The organism is Bartonella sp. AA81SXKL, assembly GCF_042196945.1.
GTDB lineage: Bacteria > Pseudomonadota > Alphaproteobacteria > Rhizobiales > Rhizobiaceae > Bartonella.
Map to the genome: position 1 here is coordinate 179067 of NZ_JBHIRH010000001.1, position 12617 is coordinate 191683.

General features: G+C 39.5%; 5 protein-coding genes. 3 read left to right on the forward strand and 2 right to left on the reverse strand.

What is annotated here, in order from left to right; translation table 11 throughout:
• Window positions 1-435 precede the first annotated feature (435 nt).
• The 3 genes from ftsE to ACFINZ_RS00870 are packed head-to-tail and all read left to right on the forward strand — an operon-like array spanning window position 436 to window position 2714.
• Window positions 436-1095, forward strand: coding sequence for a cell division ATP-binding protein FtsE (gene ftsE / locus ACFINZ_RS00860; RefSeq protein ID WP_273723097.1), 660 nt, complete (start codon window positions 436-438; stop codon window positions 1093-1095).
• Complete coding sequence (locus ACFINZ_RS00865; protein ID WP_375633467.1) at window positions 1088-2041, forward strand: cell division protein FtsX; 954 nt, start codon at window positions 1088-1090, stop codon at window positions 2039-2041. Before ftsE ends, ACFINZ_RS00865 begins: the two co-directional genes overlap by 8 nt.
• A gap of 4 nt (window positions 2042-2045) precedes the next feature.
• Window positions 2046-2714 carry a YdcF family protein gene (locus tag ACFINZ_RS00870; RefSeq protein ID WP_375633468.1) on the forward strand — a complete coding sequence of 223 codons (669 nt, stop codon included), beginning with the start codon at window positions 2046-2048 and terminating at the stop codon, window positions 2712-2714.
• 1368 nt (window positions 2715-4082) lie between these two features.
• Here ACFINZ_RS00870 and ACFINZ_RS00875 read toward each other — a convergent pair.
• Together ACFINZ_RS00875 and ACFINZ_RS00880 are read right to left on the reverse strand one after the other, a co-directional pair.
• Window positions 4083-9038 carry a DEAD/DEAH box helicase gene (locus ACFINZ_RS00875; RefSeq protein WP_375636517.1) on the reverse strand — a complete coding sequence of 1652 codons (4956 nt, stop codon included), beginning with the start codon at window positions 9036-9038 and terminating at the stop codon, window positions 4083-4085.
• Between the two features lie 1590 nt (window positions 9039-10628).
• Window positions 10629-12617: a MacB family efflux pump subunit gene (locus ACFINZ_RS00880; protein WP_375633470.1), complete on the reverse strand. Its 1989-nt coding sequence runs from the start codon at window positions 12615-12617 to the stop codon at window positions 10629-10631.

Genomic DNA, 12617 nt, shown 5'->3' on the forward strand with positions numbered 1-12617 from the left:
ATTCATGAAAAGCTCAATCATTCTAACAACAAACGCTTTTCTTCATAACAGGTAAGAAATAATTTAAGCAAAAACCTCAGGATTGGGATGCGAACAAGAATAAGAAAGTAAGATAAAAAGAGCAACATAGCTTTTTAAAATCACCTAATGTCCACTCAGTGCAAAAAAAGCTTCTGAGTAAGAAGGAAAAATAGTTCTGATGTTTATGCTAGAATCCCTTTGAAATTCCTGCTAAAATTATAAATAAGGCTAAAAAAAGAAAGTATAAGTGATAATATTCTTGAGCAAAAATATTTATCTATAACGAGGGTGTATAAAAAATATTGAAAACCATGAAATCTAAAATAAACAAGCTTACAACAAAAATCTAAAGCAATGAAAGTAAGAGTTTTTAGAATAAATGATGCAATATAAAATCAGGAGTAATAATAAAAAGTGATTCATTTTGAAAATGTCGGCCTACGCTATGGAATGGGCCCTGAGGTCCTTCGTGATATTAGCTTTCATATTCCTCCTGGATCATTTCAATTTCTCACAGGTGCCTCTGGAGCAGGGAAAACGTCGCTGATGCGTCTTATGTTTTTGGCACTCAAACCCACCCGCGGTCATATTGATCTCTTTGGAACAGACACAGCATTACTCAAACGACAAGAGCTCCCTGCGCTGCGACAACGTATCGGGGTGGTTTTTCAAGATTTTCGTTTACTCGACCACATGACCACTTATGAAAATGTCTCCTTACCTTTACGCATTAAAGGACAAGAAGAAGCAACCTATCGCAGTGAAGTGGAAGATCTTCTCTGTTGGGTAGGTCTTGGAGATCATATTCATGTTTTACCACCGGTTCTTTCCGGTGGGGAAAAACAAAGGGTAGCCATTGCACGCGCACTCATTGATCAACCTGAAATTCTACTTGCCGATGAACCCACCGGAAATGTCGATCCGCCCTTGGCAAAACGCCTCCTGCGTTTGTTTATTGAATTAAACCGTTTTGGAACGGCTGTTATCATTGCCACCCATGATATTGCCTTAATGGAACAAGTTGCAGCACGGCGTATGCTTCTCCATAACGGACGGATGACGATTCATGAATAAATTTTTCTCCGTTTTTACCAGCAATAAAAAAAATACAACAGCGATTATTCCCAGTGGTAATATTTCTGGAAAAGCATTGGTTGCCGTGATTGCTATTATGACATTTCTTTCAAGCCTCACCTTAATCGGAGTTGATTTGGTCCAACGTGCCGCCGAAAATTGGAGTAATCAGATTAGCTATGAAGCAACAATACAGATACGCCCCATTGACAATGTTGATATCAACAAAGCACTCCGTGATGCCGTACAATTGGTTAAAACATTTTCTGGTGTACAAGATGCAAAAATTGTTGACCAAAAAGCTACAGAAAAGTTACTGGAGCCATGGCTTGGAACAGGCTTCAATGTCAATGAACTACCCCTTCCCCGCCTCATCATTGTGACCCTGAAGAGAGATGAAAAAATCAATTTTGCAGCCATTAATCACGCCATTAAAACCCAAATTCCAGGAGGTCAATTTGATGATCACCGTGTTTGGGTTCATCGTTTTGCGACCATGGCACACACCACTGTTTTCATTGGTTTTTCAATTTTAGCATTGGTTTTAGGCTCTCTTATCCTCACCATCATTTTTGCCACCCGCAATGCATTGGCAGAAAATACACATATTATCAATGTCTTATATTTCCTTGGTACTGAAACTCTTTTCATTGCTCGCCAATTTGACTGGCATTTTTTTAAAACTGCGCTGCGTGGTGCTTTATATGGTGGTCTCACAAGCATATTTCTATTTTCAGCCTTTTGTCTCTGGACGAATTATAACTTGGGAAGAGTAGAAGCTAGCCAAGTAACAGCTTTGTTTGGACATCTTTCCATAAGTTCCATCCCCTACGGAAAAATCATTTTTCTTATTATTTTCGTTTCTTTTCTTACCACCCTTACAAACCGCATGACTATTTTAGCGCAACTGAAAAAAATTGATCAATGTGAAAACGGTTTATTTTAATTTTATGACTCACAACACTTTCAACTCATTGACGCAAAACAATTTAGAACGTCCTCTTCCAAAACGGCCCCACTATAATAGTTGGTCTCCCTGCTTTTTATTTCGCTATTTTCCACCGACAACCCTTACTCTTTCAATCATTGTTTTAATTTTCTGGGGCGGTTTTATTATTTTTTCTGAAAAAACCGAACGACTTGTCCCCCCAACACCTCTTCCCAAAGCCGATGCTATCATTGTGCTTACAGGTGGAGAACACCGAATAGAGACAGGACTTCATCTCTTACAAAAGGGGCTTGGTTCACGACTCCTCATCAGTGGCGTAAATACCTCAACAAACCTGAAGAGTTTCATGCATAACATGCATATTAACCCACAGCTTATCTCCTGTTGTATTGACATTGGGCATCAAGCGATTAACACCAGAGGAAACGCCGAAGAAAGCGCTGCTTGGATCGAAAAGCATCACTATAAAACCCTTTATATCGTCACCCATGATTACCACATATGGCGCTCGATGCGTGAACTTAAATATCTCATGCCTGATATCCATTTCATTGCTTATCCTGTGAAGAAGAGCAAAGCTGAAAGCACAATACAACAGATCAAGCAAGCCCGTATTCTCATATTCCAATATATTAAAACACTGCAAGTCTATATCAGAACCGCCTTCTGACCTTTCTCCCTGATCTTTATTCTTGTGACTTTAAACCTTGCTACCCTCTGACTGCTTTACCCTTCTCTCCATACCTTTCCACACGAATTACCGCCATAAAAGCCCGCCAGAACTTCCCCCCATACAAAGCACAACGCCCCGATACACGTGTCACTGTCTTGCACATTAACCAAAAAACATCTCTTACATCCCAAACATATCTCACAACACGTGATCTATCTAATGCCATCCCCAATATAGAAGACAGCTCTTGTAAATAAATCTTCCCAGATAGCTATAAGATCAAACTTGTCATAAAAATCTATTTACACCACTGTCTTACCCTTCATAAAAAATGCAAACCGCCCCACCCTATATTTTGCCACCCCCAAGTATTACGATAGCTCTTACGCCACTTGGGATGATTGGTAAGAGAAATGCTTTACGCCTTTCTTAAACACGCACATACCAACCTCATATGACATGCAAAGAAGTAATTTTAATAGATTTAAAATAAGAAAATTTATAATACTTAGATTTCTCATTTAACAGAGAGAACATTAAACTATCATTATAAATCAATATATTAGTAACTACTTCTTCATTCTACAAAGCATCTTCATAAGAGCATTTTAGATCACAGATAGGAATAAGCTCAAAACGCACACCGCGACAAATACCCTACATTTTTTATCGCAATCTTTTTTGAAATCATTTCGCTCTCTAAGATCACTTTTTGTCTGGTTTCCTCCCTAAAAAAGAACGAAAATTTTTAAACTCTATTGATCTGTAAACAATAATAACTCAGCTTCTTGTCTAACGCGTTCTCCCTGCTCACTTCAATATCAGAACACCTCAAAGGACAGATTTCATGAGAATTGTGATTTCCTCTCAACATCTCAAAGGACGATGATTCCTATCAGCAACGATTTGTAAACAATCCACTTTCTCTGGACAAGTTCCTCTCAGCTTCCCCATTTATATGGTTTACTCACATAAAGCTCGACAAGAAAACCCTGCCTGAGAATATTCATCACTGCCGCTAAAGCTCATGCGTCATAATTTTAGCGACCTCACTGCCTAAGGTGCTTTATCACATACAATATATTGATTTATAATGAAAATTTATTACGCTTCAACTTGAATGAGAGCTCTCAATATCATCAGATTCTCTCATTTCAAATCTGCTCTCTATTGAATCAATCAAAACCATTTTCTTGCACATCACATAGGACTTGCACATCACAAAGGAAGAGAGCCTGCGTAGCGTAAAACTGTACAAGAAAGGCACGCCTCTTATGGACTGTCTCAAGTGTCGAGGGCTTATAGCAAAACCCACGAACGAGCAAAGTATATGAGAGTGCCAGCTTGTTACGACTCGAGACTATTTTACCGCACGATGGATAATTTAACCCTTTCAGTTTCTCTCACTTCCAATTTTGGAAGATTGCGCACAATTTTCATCGTTTCTAAACTTACCGTAATAACCCGTTGAAACAATTCCAATGGATAAGCTGGATTACCCACCGTTTCAACAGCATAGCGATTAGCATCATTAACAAGTCCATTCGCTTTATCCGTTTTGACAACCTGCCGCTCCATCACCCATTCAAGAGCAGACCTGCCATTGACCACATACTCATAAGCTTCAAGAGGAATATTCTGTATCGTGATATGCGCATTATAAACCACTGTGCTTTTATCAATAGCACCACGCTTACCAGCAAATTTCATCGCTTCAACACGATAGAAACTCTTCTCATCAGAAATCACCCAAGTTCTTGGATCACCCTGTTTATAGGTAACGGGATAGGGTTCAACCTCTTCATAATTCATATGCAAATTACCAAGCTTGCGCCCCGCTGTCACAAAAGCCCAAAAATCCTCTACTCTTTTGACCGTTGGAATACGCGGCAATTGTTTAGATAAATTATGCGCATAACGAGCACGATAATCTTCAGAATGCAAAATCCCATAAACATAATAAAACAAATCATCCTTTGTTATCATTTCACCAGGATAAGCTGCCTTAAAATAAGCCAATCCTTCATCCGTAAGAGCATCACGCCGCTCTAAACCAGTTTCTTTGCTTTCCTCTGCAAAATTTGCAAACAAATGAACCTGATTCCCTTTTTTAGCTCCCAAGGACACAGCATCTTCATAAACATACCGTGGAAAACACTGACCTTTTTCCATTGCATCTAAGCTAGGCAAAACCCTGCTCATAAGGACAGAAAAACCACTGCTTGCTCCTATACCGGTAACTTGTATTACCCTATTCTCAACCGCTTGCTTCATAGGAAATATACGCGGCATTTGATAAACTCTCTCATTAAAGATGCGGTTATAATAAAGCCATTGCTGTGTAAAAGGACGATGAAGACCTTGAATTAAGCAATCACTTTCAAATTCAGAAAACTTTCCTCTTACCAGTTCTTCTTTAAGACTACTGCTCCAACTAATTTTTTTGGCATCCGTGTTAACAAAATCATTCACGGCATTCGCACGCACCTTGCGATCAGCATGTGTGTAGGCATTATTAAAACGCTCTACTTCACCGTTATAAAAAGTAATCATATTGCTCATATTTTTCGCTAAAACTTCACGGCTTGAGTTGTATGCCCAAGCATCACGACCAGTTTGTATACCACGAGAAAAAGTTTTGAATAGCTTTTTATCACTGCCCTTCTTATCACCTAAGGCTAGAAATTTTTCAAAATCATTGTTGCGCTGATCCAGCCAATCACCATGCTCATCTGGTGTAATCATCTGCCAACCGTGTTCACACTTGATACCACCAACACTACTCAACCGCTGAAGTTGAGATAATTTCTCTTTTGTCGTGAGATTATCACCAATATCGTAATAATGAATTTTGCAATGCTCCGTAACATTTGGATTTTTAACAAATAGTGTCACAGCAATTCCTGTCATGCTTCCACTGCCGAAAACATTTTGCCCTTCTTGAGCACGTCCTTTGCTCAACATATTTTTGCGAATATCACCACGCAAATTGAGAACATAAATACTTGAAAATTCTTCATTCAATTCTTTTCGTAAGCCATTCGTAGAGTATCCATTGATAAAACCTGAATTTGTCACAAAACCAATAACACCACAGTCTTTTATGCGATCACTTGCCCAGCGAATAGCACGAATATAACTGTCATAAAGTCCATTAACATTGCTCGCTTTAGATTGAGCAGCATAAGTTTCACGAATGCGGTTATCCAATTTAGGATAGCCAATATTTTGTGCATTGTCGTTTTCGCTTTTTTGTCCAGAAGAATAAGGAGGGTTGCCAACAATAACACGAATATCCAGTTCCTTCTGGCGTGATCGACGTGTGCTGTTATCCACCAGCAAATCACTTATCAAGTCTTTTTCTTGCTCATAGAGCTGGAATGTATCGGTTAAACAAATTCCCTCAAAAGGAACATAATCTCCCCCCATCAGACCATGATAGGTCGTCTCAATATTAATGGCTGCAATATAATAGGCTAAAAGTACAATCTCATTGGCATGAATTTCATGACAAAATTTATGTTTCATCTCCTCTGGTTTTATCAAACCCGATTGTAAAAGCCGCGTGATAAAAGTTCCCGTTCCAGTAAAGGGATCCATGATGTGCACACCCGATGAGCCAAGCGTTTGCCCAAATTCTTGCTCTAAGACATCATTGACAGAGTGCAAAATAAAATCCACAACCTCAACGGGAGTATAAACAATGCCTAGTTTTTCTACAGTGCGTGGAAAAGCATAACGAAAAAACTTATCATAAAGCTCTACAATCAACCTCTGTTTTGCTTTTGGATCCGTAATGCCACTGGCGCGTAATTTTACACTTGCGTAAAATTTTTCCAGATCTTTGGATTCCTTATCAAGATTCGCCTTATCAAGCACATCAAGAATACGCTGCATAGCACGCGAGACAGGATTTTCACGTGTGAACTGATACTCCTCAAACAACACATGAAAGACAGGACGCGTGATAATATGTTGTGCCAACATCTCAATCGCATCAGCCTCTGTAATCGCATCATTTAAATCATCACGAAGTTCTGCCATAAATCTGTCAAAGGCTTGACGCGCCTCAGTCTCTGGCTCTGCCAGAATACCTGTTAAACGCGTAATATGATTCTTAGCAATTTCAGCAATGTTGCTCGCCCAATCTTCCCAATAATCACGTGTCCCACATTTCTTGACAATCTTTGCCATGATGGCACGAGAAATCTCATCCACAGGGAAAGCAAGCTCCCCTTGTCCATCTGTAAAAAGGACATCACGCTCCGCTGTACCAATGCCCAATCGTGCTGGTTGTGCGCGTAGTGGAAGATTGTCTACAACAGCCGTAATAGCCTTTAATTCAGTGCTCTGTGTGACACCAATAATCTCAATCACATTGCTAATATCTTGCCCGAGGGATGCCTTATTAATCGTCGCATCAAAACGATCATCATGCGCACGCAAAGCATTTAAAATTTGCCAGATAACCCGATATTTATCATTGTTGTTCAAAGCCTGTTCCGCTGGAGTATCAGGAGGAATACCAATTGGCAAAATGACATATCCCATCTTTTTACCCTCAGAGCGACGCATCACCCGCCCAACCGCTTGCACAACATCAATCTGGCTTTTGCGTGGATTTAAAAATATGATCGCATCAAGAGCCGGAACATCCACCCCCTCAGACAAACACCGAGCATTGGTCAAAATACGACAAACATCATCCCCACTATCAGCTTTCAACCAGTCAAGTAATGCACCACGATCCTTCGCATTAAAAGTGCCATCAACATGCTCAATTTCACACTTCAGAAAATGCTCATTTTCTGTATCCTCTTTCGTATAATCAAGATATTCTCTAACAACCGTAGAAAACTCATCACGCACAAGTTCAGAACTTTTAATAGTTTTACAAAACGCTAAAGCACGATGCATAGGATATAAATCCGCACCAACATCAGCCTTCATATTTTGTTTTGTCAAAGCCTTATAACAGCCAATAATCTTTGTTGCATCATCAAGAATAAGCTCAGAATCGCTATCACTAAGGCGCTTCTGAACAGCGGAACTGACCAATTTTTCGTCCATTGCTAAGACAATAACCTTATAATCTGTTAAAAGATCATTTTGTACTGCCCATGAAAAACCCCGATAAAAAAGTGTTTTACCAAAAAGTTTTTCATCATCCATCGAAGCAAGAACGGCATTAACTTCATTCGCGCGACTTTTTGCGTTATCACCAAAAATACGTGGTGTCGCTGTCATATAAAGGCGCTTCTTGGCACAAATAACATCATTAGAATGCACCTTAACAAAATTGGATTCACCCTCGCCCACCAGCGTTGCCCCTGTTGTACGGTGCGCTTCATCACAAATGATAAGATCAAATGTTGGCAAACCATAGTTTTTCTGAGCATCAGCAATCACCTGAATAGATTGATAGGTTGCAAACACCACGGTCATCTTATCTGCAACACTCTTCGCCACCTGTTCTGCAAGTTTAGCAGCATCGGTTGTCGCCGGAAAAGCAAGATCAAACACATCAATTTCAGCAACATCATCACTATTTTTACGACGCTTTCCCACTTGTGTATCGGAACAAACAGCAAAAGATCTCAATCCGATTCCTGCATCCGTTGTCCATTCACGAACCGTCTGTGACATCAGTGCCAAGGAAGGAACAAGAAACAAAACAAACTTGCCTTCACCCGCCAAATCCTCAGCAATTTTAAGACTGGTAAATGTCTTACCAGTACCACAAGCCATAATAAGCTTCCCCCGATCTGCTTGAGCAAGCCCAGCACGCACATCACGCAATGCTTCCAATTGATGTGGACGCAACTTCTTTTTATCCTCCAAAACAACTTTGCCCTGGGCTGCAAAAGTTTCCCAACAGATCGGACTTTGTTGTATATCGGAAAGATTAATCCGTATAACAGGAATATCCTGCCCCCGTATCATTGTTTCAGCGTTATCACTCCAAGCACTTTCAGTACTATCTATAATAACACGCCGCTTGAATGGAGCTTTCCCTGATGCCGAAATAAAACTATCAATATCTGCTTTTTTAATTCGATAGGCTGCATCATAAAATTTACATTGGATTGCTGCAAACCCCTCTTCATCACGAAGCTTTGCCACAAGATCAATACCGGTATCCCGACCATCCCAACCATTTTCATGAGCCCAATCTTTAAAGGTTTGAACCTTTTCATAACACCCAAACTGAAGAGGATCATATATTAGATAAGCAAGAGCAAAACGCTCAAAATATGTACCTTTATCTCGTTCGGTACGCGCTTCATCACGATATGTCTGTAAAAGCGATTGCAGCGTCATGCTTCCCCCCAATGAAAAATACCTTCAATTATCGAATCTAAACCAATTCGTCAATGCCTCTTGTTCTACCCAAAAAACTTAAAAAAGCTTAAAATTGCTTGATTTTAAGACATTTCTTCTATGCTTAATTAAATCAACAATAGAGAATCTTTTGATCCTTTTGAGTATCCCCCAAATCATATGATGCATTTATTGATGTCTATATCCCTATGGAAATAAACGGTAAGGCGTGATGATTTTGAAAATATTTTTTGCCTTTTGTTAAGAATACAAAATAAAGTGCGCAATAATTTTAGGATTTAGCTTAGGAATGAGAGGGGGGAAATGGATACGACACCTGCGAACACACAAGACACCAAGGAAGAAACTCCACACACAAAACAGCGCATTTTACGAACGATCATGCATATAATTTCACTATAATACGCAAAATATTAGTCGTGATATTCAAAATATTGATTTTTGAAATATTTCTTTATCTTTTGTTCTTTCGTAGACTAATTATTCGCTTCTTATACTTTATAGCGGGTGGCTTTAGAATTCTTTTTTATCTGTATCGGACTTGTAGCAGGAGGGAGAATACCATACCAACTAGACATACCATTGCTCATCACTAGCGCCATTATGTTCTTTAGCAGCATAACTGCAGCTTGGTATTACGATGTTCTCTTACTTCATCTCATACCTGCTGAATATGAGCTTATTCTTTTTCAATGAATGAAAACCCTTTTCATTCATACATCATTCAAAATAAGAAGCGATCCGCCTCTCAAACTTTTTGTCGTCCTCACCAAACTCATGAAATAAGGCAGAAAAAAGCGATACCTTAAACAAAATATTCTAAAGAAGCTACGTTACTTAAATAAAGAAACAGAAAATGACAGTGTCTTAGGTCACATTTTAAAACTTGAGCAAGATCATAATTTATTTGCATAAACCTAAACACCTATAATTTGCACCACCCTCTGCAAAACCAAAAGTGAGAAATCCACATAACCTCTTTTCCGAAAATCTTAAAAAGACTAAACGAAACCTCTTAAACTGCTCAGCTATCTCGATACCAGTTCATTTTTTTGGAAGAACGGAGGTTTAAGCTGTTTTTGGCATCAACCTTCTTTTTTGTTCTTTTGTTTGTTAGCAGATATACTATTCACTACCCCGCCTCTTTTTAAATTAAATCTTAAGAATCGTCGCGCAATATATTTCATTTGTCCTCCTCTTCATATCTCAGAAGACAAAGATTTTTAACAAAATTCAGTCTGCAAGCAATCTCATTCTAACGGGTTCCATTTAACTTCTCCTTAATAGGATTTACTTCCATAAGACTTGACAAGAAAGATTTAAAAATATTCATCATGCATTCTCAAAACATTTAATGCCTCAAGAAGGCTTATATGCCTACCACATCTCACATGATGTGGTGCGCTATAAGAAACGTTCACCTCTAGTGGTACGCTCCACTTAACGAACAAAGCGTTTTCTAAAATAGAGCAGCAAATAATGCTAAACTTTTCCCATTCATGTTTTGCTTCATAAACGCTTCATCCAAGTGGAAAGCATCACGAACAAACATGCCCAAATTGATAAAGTCTAATCGCGTGAAAGAGCGACAACAGGGTCAAGCCGTGAAGCTTGCCGCGCTGGAGAAAAGCCAAAACATATTCCTATAAGGGTTGAAAAAGTAAGAGACATAATGATCGATTCAATGGTATAGATAAGATGGATAGGTGCCTTAAACAGAAGGAACAAGCCACCGATAGAAAGCCCAAGCAAGATCCCCAAACCACCACCAATGACACAAACCAACACCGCTTCAATGAGAAACTGCTGCAAAATATCACTTTGGCGTGCACCAACTGCCATACGCACACCAATTTCATTGATCCGCTCAGAAACGGTGACCAGCATAATATTCATCACCCCAATACCACCTACAATCAGGGAAATCGCTGCAATTGAAGAAATTAAAAGTGTTAAGATATGTGTACTCTCCATGATACGTTCACGAAAGAATTCTGAATTTCTAATGAAAAAATCTTCTCCACCATGCCGCATAATGAGAAAACGTTTCACCATGTTTTCCGCTAAATGTGAATCGACATCATCAGCAATCCTAACAGTAATTGCACGAACTTCTGTTGTACCAAGAAAACGCGTTTGCACTGTTGTATAGGGCAAATAAAGCTGTAATGTATTTGATGTGTTTCCATTTGCGTGATTTTGCGAATCAACAACACCAATAATACGCGCTGGAACATTACCCACATGCACCACTTTGCCAAGAGGGCTTTCATGGCTATGGGGAAAAAGAACAGACAATGCTTCTTTTTCAATCACGAGATCAACCGCCCGATCATGCACACTTTTTTGATCAAAAAACTGTCCTTTGAAAACTTTAAGCCCCTGTGTCTGAAAGAATTGTTCTCCCACCCCCACAATGACAGCATTGACTTCAACTGCACCAAAACGCACTTTTGAGCTTGTTGAAATCTGAGGTGTTACACCAGAAACATAAGGTAACCCAGACAAGGCTTCTGCATCAGCTTCAACCAAACTGGTTATTTTTTCTGCTTGTGGATCAGAAAAACTTTTGCCAGGAAAAATGGTTAATGTATTAGCACCCAAACTTTTAAAATTTTCCAGAATTTTCTCTCGTGTACCATTCCCTAAAGCCACCATAGCAATAATCGCCCCAATACCGATAATCACCCCAAGCATTGTTAGAAAAGTCCGCATGCGATGTGCATTCATTGCCAACAGAGCCATCACAAACGCCTCACGGAATCGCTCAACAAAAGAACGAAAAAAGCCCAGTTTTTGTTGGCCTTTTAGATTTTGTTGTTCCTGAAGAGATTTTCCACCAACTTTTGTTTTTGCAACCCTTGACCGCTTATCAGCAATAATTTCCCCATCACTGATTTCGATAATACGCTCTGCTCTTTCAGCCACCTGCATATCATGGGTTACAATGATAATAGTACGTCCCTCTTGATGAAGTTCATCCAAAATATGCAATACTTCTTGCCCACTCTTTTTGTCCAATGCACCAGTTGGTTCATCTGCAAGAATGACCTCCGCATTATTCATGAGCGCCCGAGCAATAGAAACACGTTGTTGCTGACCACCGGACAGCTGATTTGGACGATGATTTATCCGATCACCCATGCCCAAACGTGTTAAAAGATCCTGTGCCCGCTTTTTCCTTGCTTCCACGGCACTTCCCGCATAAATAGCCGGAATTTCAACATTACCAAGAGCTGTCAATTCATTCAACAAATGGTAACGCTGAAAAATAAAACCAAAATGATTACGTCGCAAAGCCGACAATTCATCCGCAGAAAGGGAAGCTATTTCTTTACCAGAGATCCAATAACGGCCAGAAGTTGGACGGTCAAGACAGCCTAAAATATTCATCAAGGTAGATTTACCTGAACCGGAAGCACCTACAATTGCCACCATTTCACCACGTTTAATGGTAAGATTGATGTTTTTCAAAACGGTAACAAACGCTTCGCCCGCAGGAAATTTGCGCACAATATTTTCCAAGACGAAGACAGCATCTGCTTGATTTGTGCTCAT

Bases quoted from the DNA above. Each gene is read 5' to 3' on its own strand.
- ACFINZ_RS00865 (WP_375633467.1), top strand. From the start codon at position 1,088: ATGAATAAATTTTTCTCCGTTTTTACCAGCAATAAAAAAAATACAACA.
- ACFINZ_RS00870 (WP_375633468.1), top strand. From the start codon at position 2,046: ATGACTCACAACACTTTCAACTCATTGACGCAAAACAATTTAGAACGT.
- ACFINZ_RS00875 (WP_375636517.1), bottom strand. From the start codon at position 9,038: ATGACGCTGCAATCGCTTTTACAGACATATCGTGATGAAGCGCGTACC.
- ACFINZ_RS00880 (WP_375633470.1), bottom strand. From the start codon at position 12,617: ATGAGCACAAATCAAGCAGATGCTGTCTTCGTCTTGGAAAATATTGTG.